We start from the raw sequence: 16,834 nt of genomic DNA on the forward strand, positions 1-16,834 counted from the left end.
ACCTGGCGCTGGCCGCGCTGCCGGCCGACGACCGGCAATTGCTGGACCGTTACACCGACGGCGTCAATGCCGGCCTGAAGGCGTTGACAGCGCGACCGTTCGAGTATGTGCTGACGGGCGCCGCACCGCGTGCGTGGCGCGCGACCGATTCGCTGCTGGTGATCTGGGCCATGTATTTCGACCTGCAGGGCAACCAGCTGCCGCGCGAACTGGCGCGCGGCTGGCTGCACGAGCACACCGACCAAGCCCAGCGCGCGTTCCTGGCACCCGCATACACCGAATGGGATGCGCCGCTCGATGCGCCAGCCGTTATCGGCGAGCAGGCGCCGATACCGGCCAGCGCGCCGGCATGGTGGGGTCGGCCGCGCGCGCCTGGCCAGGAGGCGGGGCGCCGCGTCGCCCTGGCCTCGTCCTCGACCGCGCCCTGGGCCGAACCGTCGGCCAAACCGTCAGCCGCGTGGTTGGAAGAACCGTCCGAAGCTGACATCGCTGCCGCCACCGAACCTTCCGCCGCCTGGCTCAACACTGTCGGCAGCAACAACTGGGCGGTGGCCGGCAGCCGCAGCGACAGCGGTGCGGCCATCGTCGCCAACGATATGCACCTCGGCCTGCAACTGCCGGTGATCTGGTACCGCGCCGCGTTGCAGTTCCCGGACGGGAAGGGCGGACAGCGCCGCGTGGTGGGCGTGACGCTGCCCGGTGCGCCGGTCGTCGTGGTCGGCAGCAACGGCCAGGTGGCATGGGGTTTTACCAACAGCTATGGCGATTACCTGGACCTGGTGGCCGTTGCGGCAGATCCGGCGCACCCGCACCAGGTGCGCACACCGGCCGGCTGGGAAACGCCGGTGGTACACCGCGAAACCATCGTCGTCAAGGGCCAGCCGGATGCCACGCTGGTGGTGCGCGAGACGTCGCTCGGACCGCTGCGCGATGCCGCCGGCACGACCTACGCGGTGCGTTGGGCCGCGCACCAGCCGGGCGCCGTCAACGTGCGCGCGCACCTGCTCGAAGACGTGGCCACGGTGGCGCAGGCACTGGCGCTGGCGCCCACGCTGGGCATTCCTGCGCAGAACATGGTGGCCGGCGACAGCGCGGGTCATATCGGCTGGACCATCGCCGGCCGCATTCCGCGCCGCGCCATGAACGCGCCGGACGCCAGCTATCCGCTGCGCGGCGACGCTCCGGCTGGTGACGTAACCTGGCAGGGCTGGTTGGCGGCGGACGAGTATCCGCAAGTGGTCGATCCGGCCGGCGGCCAGCTGTTTACCGCCAACAGCCGCCAGCTGAACGGTGCCGGCGCCGCGCTGCTCGGCGATGGCGGTTTCGATCTCGGCGCGCGGTCGCGCCAGGTGCGCGATGGCTTGAGCGCCCTCGGGGCGCGCACCGACGTCGCCAAGGTGTACGCGGTGGCGTTCGACGACCGCGCGCTGTTCCTGGCGCCGTGGCGCGACCGCGCCATCGCCGCGCTCGATGCGCAGGCAGTGGCCGGCCAGCCGGCGCGCGCGCAGGCACTGGCATTGCTGCGCTCCACCTGGACCGGCCATGCCAGCGTCGATTCGGTGGCGTACCGCCTCACGCGCGGTTACCTGTATGCGCTGTACGACATCCTGTACGGTGGCGCCGACCAGCAACTGGCCACGCTCGATCCCAAGGCCGGCATGGCGGCGGCCAGTTCGCGCTGGCCGGTCGCGGTGGCGCGCCTGCTCGAGGCGCAGCCGCCGGCCTGGCTGCCGCCGCAGTACGCCAGCTGGCAGGCGCTGCAACTGGCGGCGCTCGACCGCGTGATCGCCGACCTGACCCGGGACGGCCGCAGCCTGGCCGACGCCACCTGGGGCCAGCGCAACACCGCCGCCAGCGCGCATCCGATGGCCGCTGCGATTCCGCTGCTGGGGCGCTACCTGAAAGTGCCGCCCGACATGCTGGCCGGCGACCAGCACATGCCGCGCGTAGCCGGCCCAACCTTTGGCGCCTCCGAACGGTTGACGGTGATGCCGGGGCGTGAGCAGGAAGGCGTGTTCAATATGCCGGGCGGCCAGAGCGGCCATCCGCTGTCGCCGTACTTTCTCGACGGTCGCAGCGACTGGGTGGCGGGGCGGCCCACGCCCTTGCTGCCGGGGCCGCCTGTGCACACCTTGAATTTCCGCAGACCTTGATCCATATCTAATAGCGGTCACGCGGCCGGAACCGCACGTGTGCCCGGAACTCCAATTGCTATAACCAGGAGTTCTGCCATGCTAAAAATTGCCCTCATCAGTTGCCACGCCTCGCCGCTGGCCGTTGCCGCCAGCTTCGATTGGGACAGCCCCGGCCTGTACGTCGCCCAGCTCGCAACCGAACTGGGCGCGCTCGGCTGCCAGGTCGATATCTTCACCCGCCGCGACCGTATCGAGCAGCCCCAGGTCCAGTACTGGCGGCCCAACGTGCGCGTCATCCACGTGCCGGCCGGCCCCATGCAACCCCAGCTCGAGCAGTTCGGGCGCTTCCTGGTGGGTTTTGCGCGGCGCCAGCGTGGCGGCTACGACATCGCCCATGCCTGCGACCTGGTGTCCGCCAGCGCGGCGCAGCAGTTGCGGCGCACGCTCGGTGTGCCTTATGTCGTCAGCCTGCAAGGAGCGCCGTCGCCGGCACCGACGCAGGCCGGCGGCGCAGCGGTCACCCTGCACCAGCAACTGCTGGCCGATGCCGACCGCGTGCTGGTGCCGTGCCGGCAGCAGCGCGACGCGTTGCAAGTCCAGCCCGGCACAGGTTCCGCCCGCATCGACATCGTGCCCTGCGGTTTCGATCCCGCAATGCTGTGGCCGGTCCGGCTGCGCGCGCGTGGGCTGCTGGGACTGCCCAAGGGGGCGTTGCTGGCGTTGCACGTGGGCCGGCTGGCGGCCGGTCACGGCGTCGACACCGCCATCGAGAGTATTGCGCAACTGGCCGGGCGGCACGGCGTGTCGGCACGGTTGCTGGTGGTGGGCACGGCCGTGCCCGGCGACCCCGGCCCCTTGCACGAGCTGCAGCACTTGCTTGACCTGGCGCAGCGGCTCGATGTCGCGCTGATGGTCGCCGGGCCGCAGCCGGTGGCGGCGCTGCGCCACTGGTACAGCGCGGCCGACGTCTGCATCGCCAGCCCGCACCAGCACGGCGGCGGTACCGCGGTGCTGGGCGCCATGGCCTGTGCCACGCCGGTGATTGGCGCGGCGGCGGTGGGGACGGGGGAGGACAGCGCCGGCATGGTGGTCGATGGCGAAAGCGGCTACCTGGTGGCGCCGCGTGATCCGGTGGCGCTGGCCAACCGGCTGGCCGCCTTGCACGCCAACCCGGTGCTGGCGCGCAGCCTCGGCGTGCAGGGCTGGCGCCGCGCGCAGCGCCATTACACCTGGCGCAGCGTGGCGCGGCGCCTGACGGCAGTCTATGCACAGGTGTTGGCCGGCGTGGCCGCCGAGTTGACCGTCGAACTGGCTGCCGAACTGGCCGTGGAGGTGGTCAACGAGGCGCCAGCGTCGCCTGGCGTATCCTGCCCAGCCCGAACAGCGGCCGCAGCAACGCCACCCGGCGCACCAGCTCGAATACGGCAAAGCTGACGGTCACAGTCAGGGTCACCAGCACCGCGCCTTCCGCCAAAGGGGCCAGCTGCACCGGCTTGAGCCAGTGGGCCATGGTCACGATCAGGGTCTGGTGCAGGATATATACGGGGAACACCGCTTCGGTCAGGTAGCGTCGCGCCCCGCTGTCGCCGGTCACGTGGCGGTGGGCGTAGCCGCACACGGTCAACACCGCCACCCACTGGTTCAGGCAGTAGATCGCTCCCATCAGCGGGCGCCACGGCGCCACGGCGGGGCTGTGCATCAGTTCGTGCGGCATGCTGTAGCACACCACCAGGATGGCCCAGCTGCCCAGCCACAGGCCCAGGCTGGTCCAGCGCAGTCGGTCCGCTTCCTGCCACACGCGCTGCTGGCCCGCCAGCAGGGCGCCCAGCGCGAACAGGTAAAAGTATTGCGCATGGTTGTACCAGTCGCCGACCAGGGCGTGGGTGCTGGGGTACTGTTCGGCCAGCGTGAAGCGCGCCACCACCAGCGCTATCACCGGCAACAGCACCAGCTTCCAGCCAGTCAGCAGGCGTCCCACCAGGTGCGACAGCGCTGCCAGGCGGCTGCCGGCCAGCCAGGCCAGTGCGGCAAACACCATCGTGTACACCCACAGGTAGGCCACGAACCACAAGTGGTTCCAGGTCGGCATGGCCAGGCAGTCGTTGGCCCGGCAAAAGCCGGGGTAGCTGGTCATGTACAGCTTCAGGAAATCGCCGTAGCCGCCCTGGTAGGCCACTTTTTCCACTACCTCGAAGTACGACTGCGGCGGCACGATCACCAGCATGCCGAAGGCGAGCGGTACCAGCAGGCGCCAGCTGCGCCGGGCCATCAAGGTTGGCGCTTTCAGCTTGCCCAGCATGAAGCTGGTTGCCACGCCCGAGATCATGAACAGCAAGCCCAGCCGCCATGGCGCCGACACGATCATCAGCGGTTCGATGGCGTGGCCGGCGGCCGGGCTTTTGACGTGCCAGTCCCAGCTCACGTAATACATGCCGGTGTGGTAGAGGATCAGCACCAGGAAGGCGATGATGCGTATCCAGTCGAGAAAATACAGGCGTTGGTGATGGTGCATGGCGGCTCCGGAATCATGTGCGAGGTTCGATGGAGCCAGCTTATGCCGCCGCCCGGTCAGGGGCCAGTGTCGTGGGGCGAACCGGGATGCCGATGGGGCGAGTCGGTATTATTGACATTGCCGGCTTGCAGGCGCGCCACCACCTCGTGGCGGAACTGGCGCGAACACGGCACGCGGGCGCCGCCGCGCAGCAGCAGTTCGCCGTCGCCCTTGCCCTTGCCCAGCGCTTCGAGGCCGGTCACCCAGTCCAGTTGCACGGCGGCGCGGCGGTGGCAGCGCACGAAGCGGGGGCCGAGCTTGTCAAGCAGGCCGGCCAGTGTCTGGCGCATCAGCGGCTGGCCGTCTGCGGTATGCAGCACCACGTAATTGTCGGCCGTCTCGATCCACTGGATATCTTGCACCCGCACCACGCGCATGCCGCCGCGTTCCGGTACCAGCAGTTGCGCGGGGACGGGCAGGGCGGGGACAGGCAGCGCTGCCGCTGCGGCAGCTGCGGCGCCGGCCAGCGCGGATGGCGGCAACCCCATCGTTGCCGCCGGCGCCACCATCTGCGCAGCCTGTGGCAAGCGTGCGCGAACACGGTCGAGTGCGCGCCGCAGCCGCTGCAAATCGTAAGGCTTGAGCAGGTAGTCGATGGCGTTGGCATCGAAAGCGCGGATCGCATAGTCGTCGTAGGCCGTGACGAACACCACCAGCGGGGCCGGCGCCGGCAGCGAGGCCGCCACTTCCAGTCCGCTCACTTCGGGCATCTGGATGTCGAGCAGCAGCAGATCGGGTGCAAAGACCGGCAGTTGTTCGAGGGCATCCACGCCGTCGCGCGCCTCGCCGATCGCGGTAATGTCCGGTTCCTGCTCCAGCAGGCGCCTCAGCTTGTCGCGCGCCGGGCGCTCGTCGTCGACGATCAGGACACGCATGGCAGCCGCATTTCCGCCCTTACACCGGCAGGCGCCAGCTGGACCAGGTTGAACGTCGCGCCGGCGCCATAACCGGCGGCCAGGCGTTCGCGCAGGTTGCGCACGCCGATGCCGCCAACGCCAGCGCCGTCGTCACACGCAGTCGCCAGCTGCCCGGCATTATCCTCCACCCGCAACACCAGCAGCCCGTCCTCGCGTTGCGCCGCGATGCCAATCGCGGTCGGTTGCCGGCGCCGCTCCACCGTGTGCTTGAAGATGTTTTCCAGTAGCGGCTGCAGGCTCATCACCGGTACCGGGCAGTCCAGCAGCGATTCGTCCACGTGCCAGGCAATGCTCACGCGGTCGGCGAAGCGCTCGGCCATTAACGCCGCATAGCCGCGCAGCAGGCGCAGTTCGGTGGACAGCGGCACCTGGTGCTGTTCGCCGACGTCGAGGGTGGCGCGCAGCACGTCGGCCAGCTGAACCAGCATGGCGTCGGCGCGGTGCACGTCGGTGTGCATCAGTGACGAAATGGTGTTGAGGGCGTTGAACAGGAAATGCGGTTGCAATTGCTGGGTAAGCCGCAGCAGCTGCACTTCGCGCAGCGAGGCGTTCACCCGTTCCAGCCGCAGCTTTTCGGCGAGCATGGCGTGGTACGACAGGATGCCGAAGGTAATGGTGGCAAAGATGAAGAAGAACACCGTCATCTTGACGTTCTCGTACAGCAGCACCTCGGGCCAGGCGCCGTGGGTGTACACATCGCCCGCCATGCCGTACAGCAGGTGACGCATGCCAAAGGCGAGTGGCGTGAACGCCACCCAGTACACGGGCAGCCACACCAGTTGGCGCGCGAACCAGCGCACCGGTGATCCTACCAGCGCATCGTAGCGGCGGGTGTAACGGCGTTGCAGGGTGACGAGCAGGGTCACGACGAGGAACGACGTTGTCTCCCAAACGATGGGCTGCCACAACTGGCTGCCGCCACTGCGCAGGTATTCCTGGATGGCGGTGGCCGTCATCAGGCTCCAGAACAGCAGCCAGGCGATGGCGAGGTTGATGCGGGTGCGGGAATCGGACATGGCAAGCGGCCTATTTGTAGCGTTCCTCGAGCAGATCGATCTCGCGCACCAGCTTGCGCGAAATCGAATCGGAGATCTTGTCGTGCCGCGCCAGGTCGAACACCACGCGCCGTTCGGCCTTGAGCCCGGCCAGGCGCAGCTCGCGCTCGGCCGAGTCGGTGCGGCGCCAGGTGCTCTCCTTCTCGGGCGCGACCTCGCGCAGGCGGTGCTCGTAGAACGCAATCACGCGCCCCGCCGCTTCCGGATACACGTTCGGATCGACGCAGTCATTGGCCTCCATCAACTTGACCTGCGCGTCCTTCACCGCTTCCAGCGCGGCGGTGGCGGCCGCGCGGCGGCCCAGGTCTTCCTCCTGCTGCTCTTCCGGCTCGGCCGGGAAGGTCATGCCCTTGAGCAGGCCAGGCAGTCCGATGCTGGCGATCAGCAGCGACAGCAGGATCACCGAGCAGGCCAGGAAAATCGTCAGCGCCCGGGCGGGGAAGGGCTCGCCGTTGGGCAGCAGCAGCGGCAGGGTGAGCACACCGGCGAGGGTGATGGTGCCGCGCGCTCCAGCCAGCGTGGTGGCCAGCACCAGGCGCCAGCTGATCTGCGGGCCATCTTCCTTGCGCAGGCGCTGCTTGAAAATGGTGAGCCGCAGCGACGCCCACACCCAGGCAAAGCGCAGTACCAGCAGGCCGCCGGTAATGGCCACCGCGTACACCGCCAGCCACCACGGGTTGAGGTGGCCGCTTTCCTCGATGGTGGCGCGGGCGCCCTTGAAGATGTCGGGCAGTTGCTCGCCCAGCAGCACGAACATGATGCCGTTCAGCGAGAACTGCACCGTGTCCCATACGGCCGAGCGCTGGATGCGGGTGTTGGCCATGGCCTGGCCGCTCAGTTCGACGTAGCTCATGGTCACGCCTGCCGCCACCGCCGCCAGGATGCCAGAGGCATTGAGGCGCTCGGCCACCAGGTAGGCGCCGAACGGCAGCAGCAGGTTGACCAGGATCGGCGAGCCCACCGGTTCGCCGAAACGGCGGGTGAGGAGCCGCTGCACCCAGGTTACCGCCATGGTCACCGCCACGCCGGCGCCCAGGCCGGCAACGACCAGCCATACGAAGGTCAGGCTGGCCGTGCCGATCGAGAACGCGCCGGTCATGGCCGCCGCCACGGCAAAGCGGAAGCACACCAGGCCGCTGGCGTCGTTGAGCAGTGATTCGCCCTCCAGGATGTGCATCAGGCGCTTGGGGATCGGCGTGTTGGACGCGATCGAGCTGACCGCGATCGGATCGGTGGGCGAGACGATGGCCGCCAGCGCAAACGCGACTGCCAGCGGCATGGCCGGTATCATCCAGTGGATCATGAAGCCGGCGCCGATCACGGTGAAAAATACCAGCCCGAACGCCAGCTCGAGGATGGTGCCCTTGTCGCGCAGCAGCCCGCTCTTGGGGATGCGCCAGCCATCGAGGAACAGCAGCGGCGGCAGGAAGATCAGGAAAAACAGGTCGGGCTCCAGCTCCACGCCGTGCGACGACTTGCCCGCGATCAGGGCGCCCAGTGCGATCTGCACCAGCGGCAGCGGAATCGCGCTTGGCAGCAGCCGCATCAGGTAAGCGCTGGCCACCACGGCCAACAGCATCACCAGCACAATTTCAATCGAATCCATTCCAGTCCTTCATTACCATTGCTAAATAGTACCGAGTTTAACCCAAGGGCCGCACGGTAAGAACTTGGCAAAGGGATAGCGCCAGGGACTGGTGTTACAGTAAAAGTTCTGTCATAATCCTGCCTCTCCAAGCGGGAGTAGCTCAGTTGGTAGAGCGCAACCTTGCCAAGGTTGAGGTCGAGAGTTCGAGACTCTTCTCCCGCTCCAGCATTCAGGTGTCCAGATCTTCGGTCTGGGCATCGCTCAAAAGGACCTTCGGGTCCTTTTTTCATTTGTTTATTGTTTATTGTTTATTTGGTGACAGCTGGCGCGGAGGCGGTGGTCTTGCCGACGTTCAAATCTTGTGGCCGCGACCAGTGTTCCACTGAAAGGCTTGTTTGGGTGCAGGCCTTGTCGAGTGGCGATCGCCCACCGAAAACTATCAAAAACACACCCACCCAAAATCCCTGCTCGAATTAACAATGTTGCTCCACGAACCGTTGTTTATCGTGCTCTAGGACAAGATTACGCGACCGAAAGTACTCCGTAACAGTGTTGCGAACGTTATACTTCCCAGGCACTGGCAGCAGGAGTCCGCGGTGGACTCGCTGCTCTGTGCCCCCGACGGAGACGATCTATGAAATCAGTTCAGCAGGAAGTGGATGAACGCAGTAATTTGACCAATTCCAACAAATTCGAACTGTTGCTGTTCCGCCTCGGCGCCGACGCCAATGGTGAACACTCGGAATTGTTCGGTATTAACGTCTTCAAAATCCGCGAAATCGTGGCGATGCCTGAAGTGACAGCTGTGGCCGGATCCCCGCCACATATGCTGGGCGTGGTCAACTTGCGCGGTCAAATTATCACGGTGCTCGATTTGCCGGGCATCGTCGGTGTGACCCCAAAAACTGGTCTCAATATCATGTTGGTTACCGAGTTCGCGCGCACCACGCAAGCGTTCGCTGTGGAATCGGTGGAAGAAATCGTACGCCTCGACTGGAACCAGGTGCTGACCGCCGAAGGTACGGCTGGCGGCAAGGTCACCAGTATTGCGCGCGTGGATGGCGATGTGCAGAACACCCGCCTGGCGCAGGTGCTCGATGTGGAAACCATCTTGCGCGAACTGGTACCGCCCGATGGCAAGGACGTCGACATGGAAACCATCGGCCCGAAAGTGCTGCTGAAGCAGGGTGCCGTGATACTCGCCGCCGATGACTCGGTGGTGGCGCGCAACTTGATCGAAAAAGGCCTGGAAGCGATGGGCGTGCACTTCATCATGACCAAGTCGGGCAAGGAGGCTTGGGAGCGTTTGAACTCGATCGCCGATGGCGCCAAGGCCGAAGGCTTGCCGGTGAGCGACCGCGTGGCGATGGTGCTGACCGACCTGGAAATGCCGGAGATGGACGGTTTTACCCTGACGCGCAAGATCAAGCAGGATGCGCGTTTTGCCAAGATCCCGGTGGTGATCCATTCTTCGTTGACTGGCAAGACCAACGAAGATCACGTCAAGGGTGTGGGGGCGGACGCCTACGTGGCCAAGTTCTCGGCCGAAGACCTGGCGTCCACCATCCGTACCGTGATCGCCAAGGCTGCTGCTTGAGGAATTAAAACACGGTAGTATCGGGGGCCACGATGGCGACATCGTGGCCCTTTTTCCTTCACCCGAAAGGATCTATCGTGACTGCCAAGAACATCCTGTTTCTGACCGGCGACTTTGCCGAGGATTACGAGACCATGGTGCCGTTCCAGGCACTGCAAATGGTCGGCCATATCGTCCACGCGGTCTGCCCGGACAAACGCGCCGGCGACACCATCAAGACCGCCATCCACGATTTCGAAGGCGACCAGACCTACACCGAAAAGCCGGGCCACCTGTTTGCCCTGAACGCCAATTTCGACGAAGTCGATACCGCCAATTACCACGCATTGGCCATTGCCGGCGGCCGCGCGCCCGAGTCCTTGCGCCTGAACCCGCGCGTCATCGCCATCGTCCAGGAGTTTGCCGCTGCCGGCAAACCCATCGCGGCGGTGTGCCACGGCGCCCAGTTGCTGGCGGCAGCCGAGGTCATACGCGGCAAGACCATTGCCTGCTACCCGGCCTGTGCGCCCGAGGTGAAGCTGGCCGGCGCCACCTATGCCGACATTGCCGTGGACCAGGCTGTCACCGACGGCAATTTCATCACGGCGCCAGCATGGCCGGCCCATCCGGCCTGGCTGGCCCAGTTCTTGAAAGCACTGGGCACGGAAATCAAGCTGTAAGGTTTTTGGCGTGGAAGCGGATATGGTCTTCGATGAAGGTCGAGATGAAGTAATAGCCGTGGTCGTACAGCGCATGCCGCCGCAGTTCCAAAGGCTGCGCGGCGCTGCGGCAGGCCGCTTCGAACACGTCCGGATATAACTGCTCGTCGAGAAACTTGTCGCCCAGGCCCTGGTCAATCAGTATGCCGGCCGGGAAGGGCGTCTGCAGGCGCGCCATCAGCACCGAGGCGTCGTATTGCTCCCAGGTCTCCTGGTTGTCGCCGAGGTAGCCGGTGAAGGCCTTCTTGCCCCATGGTGACTTGATCGGCGCGGCAATCGGCGCGAAGGCCGACACCGACTTGAATGCCTGCGGATTTTTCAACGCCAGGGTCAGTGCGCCATGGCCGCCCATCGAATGGCCGAAAATGCCTACCCGTGCGCCGTCCACCGGGAGCTCGGCAATGACCAGCTCGCGCAGTTCGTGGATGTAGCTTTGCATGCGGTAGTGCTTGCTCCAGTCCGGCTTGGTGGCGTCGAGGTAAAAACCGGCGCCCACGCCGAAGTCCCAGCTGTCCGCTTCGCCTTCAACATTGGCGCCGCGCGGGCTGGTGTCGGGCGCCACCAGGATCAGGCCGGCTTCGGCGGCAAAGCGCTGGGCACCGGCCTTGATCATGAAGGTTTCTTCGTTGCAGGTCAGGCCGGCCAGGTAGAACAGGCCGGGCAGTCGGGCATTGTCCGGGTTGGCGGGGATGAAGACGGAGAAACGCATCGGCAAGCCGATCGCTTGCGAGTCGTGGCGGTAAAAGCGTTGAACGCCGCCGAAACAGGCGTGTTCACTCAGTAATTCGAGCATGTGGAGTTTCCTTATGTTTCTTATGGAACAGTAGGTGTCAAAGTATTCGGCCATAATACTACCCGTAAGGTTAAGTCTTTCGCAAAATAGGAGAATCAAATGCCGGATTTCCAGGTCATTCTGGCCGACCTCGGTTGGCCACTTGCCATCGCTCTTGCCTGGCTGTTGGGCGAATTCATACACCGCTGGACCCAGCTGCCGCGCATCAGCGTGTACGGTATTGTCGGCTTCCTGTTGTCTCAGGCGTTTCCCGAGTCGCTCACCAGCGGCGCCTCAAGCACCGTCACCACCCTGGCCAACTTCGCGTTCGGCCTGATCCTGTTCGAATTCGGTTACCGCATCAACCTGCGCTGGTTGCGCATCAATCCCTGGATTCTCGTCACCGGCCTGGTCGAGTCGGCCGCCACGTTCGGCGTGGTGTACCTGATCGCCACGCTGACCGGGATGCCGTCGCTCACGTCCCTGCTGCTGGCCTCGCTGGCCATGTCCACTTCGCCGGCCGGCGTACTGCGCGTGATTAACGAGCAGAACAGTTCAGGGCAGGTGACCGAGCGCGTGCTGCACCTGGTCGCCATCAACTGCGTGCTGGCCGTGTTTGTCTTCAAGGTGGTGGTGGGCTTCTGGGTGTTCGAAACTTCGGGCAGCCTGACGCAAGCGGTGTCGCACTCGCTGATCGAGTTGCTGGTCTCGGCTGCCATGGGCGCTATCCTCGGCTTCCTGGTGCCGGCCGTGCTGCGCCGCCTGGGCGCGCTGGCGCAGGATGGCACGATTGCGTTCGCGCTGGGCGTGGTGCTGCTGGTGGCCGGTTCGTCGGCGTTCGAAGTGTCGCCGGTGCTGGCGACCTTGACGTTCGGCCTGGCCGCGCGCCATAGCCGGGTGGCGTTCAGCCGTACCGAGCGCAACTTCGGCGGTATCGGCGAACTGCTGACCGTGCTGCTGTTCGTGTTTGCGGTGTCCACCCTGGAGTGGGACCGCGTGGTGGCGGGAGCCGGCCTCGGCATGGTGTTGCTGCTGGCGCGCTTCCTGGTCAAGACCGCCAGCGTGACCGTGTTTGCCAAGGTGGGCGGCATTTCGTGGCGCAAGGGTATGCTGACCGGCGTGGCGCTGGCGCCGATGTCGGTGTTCGTCACCTTGCTGCTGGAACAAACCCGCTACATGGGCATCGTGCTGGTCGACGAGCTGGCCGCACTGGCCGCCATGACCCTGGTGCTGGAAGTGCTGGGGCCGATCTTCACCCAGCGGGCGCTGATCTGGGCTGCCGAAACCACCAAGAAGGAGATTTGAGATGTCGCTGGAAAAATTCAACAACTCCGAGCCGCTGACCTTGGGCGTGGAACTCGAGCTGCAACTGGTGAGCCTGTCCGACTACGACCTGACCGCCTCGAGCCCCGACCTGCTGCACCTGCTGGGTCGCAAGCCGTTCCCCGGCAATGTCACGCCCGAGATCACCGAGAGCATGATCGAAATTAACAGCGACGTGCACACGCGCCACAACGAGCTGGTCGCCCAGTTGCAGGTGATCCGCGACACGCTGGTGCAGGCCGGCGAGCAGCTCAATATCGGCATTTGCGGCGGCGGCACCCACCCGTTCCAGAAATGGTCGGAGCGGCGCATCTTTTCCAAGCCACGCTTCAAGGAAGTGTCCGAGCTGTACGGCTACCTGGCCAAGCAGTTCACCATTTTCGGCCAGCACGTGCACGTCGGCTGCGCCAACGGCGACGACGCGCTGTTCCTGCTGCATTCGCTGAGCCGCTACGTGCCGCACTTCATTGCGCTGTCGTCATCGTCGCCGTTTGTGCAGGGGAACGATACGCTGTTCAATTCGGCGCGGTTGAACTCGGTGTTCGCGTTCCCGATGAGCGGCCGGGCGCCGTTCACGCTCAGCTGGGACAGCTTCGAGCACGAATATTTCGCCAAGATGGAACACACCGGCGTGATCAAGAGCATGAAGGACTTTTACTGGGACATCCGTCCCAAGCCCGAGTTCGGCACCATCGAGCTGCGCGTGTGCGACACGCCATTGACGGTGGAACGCGCGGCCGCGCTGGCCGCCTACCTGCAAGCGCTGTGCGCGTACCTGCTGGAGCGGCGCGAAGACGCGCCGGCCGAGGATGACTACCTGGTGTACAACTACAACCGCTTCCAGGCCTGCCGCTTCGGCCTGGACGGCACCCTGGTGCACCCGAAAACCTATGAGAGCCTGTCGCTGCGCGAAGATATCCTCACCACTTTGCGCAAGATGGAACCATACGGTGTCACGCTGGGCGGCACCGAAGGGCTGCAGCACCTGGTGCGCGCCACCCACGAAGGCAGCGACGCCCACTACCTGCGCCAGCAATTCGACCGCAGCGGCAGCGCCGAAGGGATGGTCGATGCCGCCATCCAGCGCTTCCGCGGCCGCTAGCGCTAACACGAACTTATTTGATGGCGGGGATGATCTGGTCGAGGGCGGCCACTTCGAAGGTCGGCGCCGCTGCCGAGGTGTTGGCCAGACCGTCGCGGTTGAACCAGCAGCTGTCGATGCCGTAGCGGTTGGCGCCGAGGATGTCGGCGTCGAGACGGTCGCCGATGATGATGGCCTGGTCCTTGCTGAACGGGCGCGCCATCCGGGCGGCGTACTCGAAGAAACGCACGTCCGGCTTGGCGTGGCCCGAGCCTTCCGAGGTGGCGACGAAGGAAATGTAGTCCTGCAAGCCGGAGCTGGCGATGCGCAGCTTTTGTACCTGCTCGGCGCCGTTGGTGATGATGCCCACTTCGCCGATCGCGGCCAGCGTTTCGCACACCTGCCTGGCGCCGTCGATCAGCACCACCGTGTTGGCCAGCGAAGCGAGATAGATGTCGCTGGCGGCCTGTGGATCGAGGTCCATCCGGCGCGCCAGGAAGGTCATGCGGAAGCGCTCGACCTTGAGAAACGCGGTGGTCACTTCGCCGAGTTCCAGGCTGCGCCACAGCGCCACGTTGATGGCCTGGTATTCGCTGAACAGGCCGTCGGGCAGGGCGTCGAGGCCCAGCACCTGCATGGTGTGCTGGAACGACAAGTGTTCGGAGGCGCGGAAATCGAGCAGGGTATCGTCGAGGTCAAACAGAAATAGCCGGTGCTTCATGTCTGGTCTGGGCAAGGGTTGCAATTGGAGATGGTAGCACAGCGATCAAACCGGACGCTACCGTGCGCCGGCCCGCTCGCCCTGTGGTGTGACTGCAAGCCGTCGGGTACGGTAGACTGTCGCTCTAACTTTGCCCAGGTTTTCACAGTGAGTCACATCGATCCGCCAGTTTCCTCTTTCGCGCCTGACGCCGATTTTTCGGCCTTGTTCGACGCCGTTCCCACACCATGCCTGGCGGTCACGCCGGACCTGGTGATCGTGGCGGTCAACGACGCCCACCTGCGCGCGTCCGGCACCCGCCGCGAACTGCTGCTCGGTCGCAAGCTGCTCGATGTGTTCCCCGATAACCGCGCGCTCGACCAGGCCGCCGACATGCGCTCGGAACTGGTGGCGCAGGCCCAGACCATTCGCGACCAGCATTCAATGGCCGAACTGTTCCAGCAGGCCCCTGTGTTCATGGCCATGCTCGACGGTCCCGCGCACCGCTTCACGTTCGTCAATGCCGGCTACCTGCAACTGATCGGCCAGCGCAATGTGCTGGGCCTGACCGTGGCGCAGGGCTTGCCCGAAGCGGTGGACCAGGGCTTCATCACGCTGCTCGACCAGGTGTACCGCAGCGGCAAACCGTATGCCGCCAACGGCACCCGCTACCTGATGCCGGCGACGGCGGACCGCGCCGCCACCGAGCGCCATATCGATTTCGTCTACCAGCCGGTGCGCGATGGCGACGGCGCCGTGACCGGCATCCTGGTGCAGGGCATCGACGTTACCGACCGCGTCCAGCGCGAAGTGCGGCGCCACGCGCTGGTGCGCCTGGGCGACGCCGCGCGCGGTGTGCGCCAGCCCGACGATATGCTGATGCAGGCCTGCGTGATCCTCGGCGAAACGTTGGGCGCAAGCCGGGTGGGCTACGGCAGCGTAAATCTGCATGCCGAGACCTTTACAGTGGCGCGCGACTGGTCGGCGCCGGGCGAGCAGGCGCCACCGGCCACGCTCAAGTTCAGCGACTATGGCAACTTCCTCGAAGAGCTCAAGCGGGGCAATATGGTAGCCATCGACAACGTCGATGTCGATCCGCGCACGCGTGATCAGGCGGTGGCACTCAAGGCCCGCCACGCCGGCGCCTTTGTCGATGTGCCGGTGATCGAACACGGCGTGCTGGTGGCGATGATCTTCGTGACCAGCCACCAAGCCCGCCGCTGGTCCGAAGAAGACCTGGCCCTGATCCGCGAGGTGGCGGAGCGTACCCGTTCCACCAGCGAGCGGCTGCGCAGCGAAATCGCCCTGCGCGCCAGCGAGGCGCGTTTTCGCACCATCACCAACGCCATGCCGCAGATGGTGTGGTCCACGCTGCCCGACGGCAAACACGACTACTTCAACCAGCGCTGGTACGACTTTACCGGCGTGCCGGCAGGCTCCACTCATGGCGAAGCCTGGAACGGCCTGCTGCACGCCGACGACCAGGCCCGTTCGTGGGCGTTGTGGCAGCAATGCCTGGCCACCGGCGACACCTACGAAATCCAGTACCGGCTGCGGCATGTCTCCGGGCGCTACCACTGGGTGCTGGCGCGCGCGCTGCCGATCCGCGACGAGGCTGATCACATCATCCGCTGGATGGGCACCTGTACCGACATCCACGAGCAGAAGCTGGCGGAGACCGAGTGGCGCCAGGCCAGTCAGCGCAAGGACGAATTCCTGGCCATGCTGGCGCACGAGCTACGCAACCCGCTTGCACCGATCAGCACTGCCGCCCAGCTGCTCAAACTGCGCGGCAGCCATGAAAAGCCGATCCAGCACGCCAGCGACATCATCATCCGGCAAGTGAAACACATGACCGACCTGGTGGACGATTTGCTCGACGTCTCGCGCGTCACGCGTGGGCTGGTGCAGCTCGAGCAGCACGACCTGGAGCTGATGGCCATCGTCAACGGCGCCATCGAACAATCGCGGCCCTTGCTCGAAGCACGCCATCACGCGCTGGTGCTGCGCCTGCCGCCCGGCCAGTTGCACGTGCGCGGCGACAGGACCCGGCTGGTGCAGGCGCTGGCCAACCTGCTCAACAACGCCGCCAAGTACACGCCGCAGGGTGGCGAAGTGGTGCTGGCGCTGGAAGCCCGCAACGACGGCGGCGAGGTCGCGCTCTCCGTCGCCGATAACGGCATCGGCATGGCGGCCGAACTGCTGCCGCGCGTGTTCGACCTGTTTGCCCAGGCCGAGCGCACGCCCGACCGCGCCCAGGGCGGCCTGGGGCTGGGACTGGCACTGGTGAAAAGCATCGCGGTGCTGCATGGCGGCAGCGCCACGGCCGCCAGCGACGGCGCAGGGAAGGGTAGCACCTTCACCATCGCTCTGCCGCTGCTGCCGCCAGCGGCCATCGCACCGGAAGCGCCGGACCT

At 65.6% G+C, this 16,834-nt stretch carries 13 protein-coding genes and 1 tRNA gene; 8 read left to right on the forward strand and 6 right to left on the reverse strand.

The window, feature by feature from the left end:
* Positions 1-2,153 (forward strand): penicillin acylase family protein (locus DUPY_RS18130; RefSeq protein ID WP_070249796.1); only part of this gene is annotated, 2,153 nt, incomplete at its 5' end.
* A gap of 78 nt (positions 2,154-2,231) precedes the next feature.
* Positions 2,232-3,569 carry a glycosyltransferase gene (locus DUPY_RS28660; RefSeq protein ID WP_070249797.1) on the forward strand — a complete coding sequence of 446 codons (1,338 nt, stop codon included), beginning with the start codon at positions 2,232-2,234 and terminating at the stop codon, positions 3,567-3,569.
* On the opposite strand, the gene DUPY_RS18140 is transcribed toward DUPY_RS28660, so the two are convergent.
* From DUPY_RS18140 to DUPY_RS18155, 4 genes are read right to left on the reverse strand one after another with little or no spacing between them, the layout of a single operon-like run.
* Positions 3,472-4,647 carry an acyltransferase family protein gene (locus DUPY_RS18140; RefSeq protein ID WP_070249798.1) on the reverse strand — a complete coding sequence of 392 codons (1,176 nt, stop codon included), beginning with the start codon at positions 4,645-4,647 and terminating at the stop codon, positions 3,472-3,474. The genes DUPY_RS28660 and DUPY_RS18140 overlap by 98 nt on opposite strands.
* 56 nt (positions 4,648-4,703) lie before the next feature.
* Positions 4,704-5,561, reverse strand: a complete 858-nt coding sequence (locus tag DUPY_RS18145; protein ID WP_070249799.1) for a LytR/AlgR family response regulator transcription factor — start codon at positions 5,559-5,561, stop codon at positions 4,704-4,706.
* The gene (locus tag DUPY_RS18150; RefSeq protein ID WP_070249800.1) at positions 5,549-6,619 is read right to left on the reverse strand and encodes a sensor histidine kinase; all 1,071 of its coding nucleotides are present in this window, start codon (positions 6,617-6,619) and stop codon (positions 5,549-5,551) included. Before DUPY_RS18150 ends, DUPY_RS18145 begins: the two co-directional genes overlap by 13 nt.
* Positions 6,620-6,629: 10 nt before the next feature.
* The gene (locus tag DUPY_RS18155; protein WP_070249801.1) at positions 6,630-8,264 is read right to left on the reverse strand and encodes a Na+/H+ antiporter; all 1,635 of its coding nucleotides are present in this window, start codon (positions 8,262-8,264) and stop codon (positions 6,630-6,632) included.
* Positions 8,265-8,395: 131 nt separating this feature from the next.
* On the opposite strand from DUPY_RS18155, the gene DUPY_RS18160 reads away from it, so the two are divergent.
* The 3 genes from DUPY_RS18160 (at position 8,396) to DUPY_RS18170 (ending at position 10,502) form a co-directional block, all read left to right on the forward strand.
* Positions 8,396-8,471, forward strand: a tRNA-Gly gene (locus DUPY_RS18160).
* A 409-nt stretch (positions 8,472-8,880) separates the two neighbouring features.
* Positions 8,881-9,843 (forward strand): chemotaxis protein, encoded by a 963-nt coding sequence (locus DUPY_RS18165; protein WP_070249802.1) that lies wholly within the window; start codon positions 8,881-8,883, stop codon positions 9,841-9,843.
* 77 nt (positions 9,844-9,920) lie between these two features.
* Complete coding sequence (locus tag DUPY_RS18170; RefSeq protein WP_070249803.1) at positions 9,921-10,502, forward strand: DJ-1/PfpI family protein; 582 nt, start codon at positions 9,921-9,923, stop codon at positions 10,500-10,502.
* Here the strand turns inward: DUPY_RS18170 and fghA are convergent.
* On the reverse strand, positions 10,492-11,334 hold the full coding sequence (fghA, locus tag DUPY_RS18175; RefSeq protein ID WP_070249804.1) for an S-formylglutathione hydrolase: 843 nt from the start codon (positions 11,332-11,334) through the stop codon (positions 10,492-10,494). The two genes, DUPY_RS18170 and fghA, sit on opposite strands and share 11 nt — an antisense overlap.
* 99 nt (positions 11,335-11,433) lie before the next feature.
* On the opposite strand from fghA, the gene DUPY_RS18180 reads away from it, so the two are divergent.
* Both DUPY_RS18180 and DUPY_RS18185 read left to right on the forward strand, forming a co-directional pair.
* Complete coding sequence (locus DUPY_RS18180) at positions 11,434-12,618, forward strand: cation:proton antiporter (RefSeq protein ID WP_070249805.1); 1,185 nt, start codon at positions 11,434-11,436, stop codon at positions 12,616-12,618.
* 1 nt (position 12,619) lies between these two features.
* Complete coding sequence (locus DUPY_RS18185; protein ID WP_070249806.1) at positions 12,620-13,738, forward strand: YbdK family carboxylate-amine ligase; 1,119 nt, start codon at positions 12,620-12,622, stop codon at positions 13,736-13,738.
* 13 nt (positions 13,739-13,751) lie between these two features.
* Here DUPY_RS18185 and DUPY_RS18190 read toward each other — a convergent pair whose 3' ends face one another.
* Complete coding sequence (locus DUPY_RS18190) at positions 13,752-14,438, reverse strand: YjjG family noncanonical pyrimidine nucleotidase (protein WP_070249807.1); 687 nt, start codon at positions 14,436-14,438, stop codon at positions 13,752-13,754.
* A 147-nt stretch (positions 14,439-14,585) separates the two neighbouring features.
* Between DUPY_RS18190 and DUPY_RS28665 the strand changes: the two genes are divergently transcribed.
* Positions 14,586-16,834, forward strand: a 2,249-nt coding sequence (locus tag DUPY_RS28665; RefSeq protein ID WP_208600066.1) for a PAS domain-containing protein, incomplete at its 3' end; no start/stop codon positions are given.

Origin of the sequence: Duganella phyllosphaerae (assembly GCF_001758785.1) — a bacterium.
Taxonomy (GTDB): Bacteria; Pseudomonadota; Gammaproteobacteria; order Burkholderiales; family Burkholderiaceae_D; genus Rugamonas; species Rugamonas phyllosphaerae.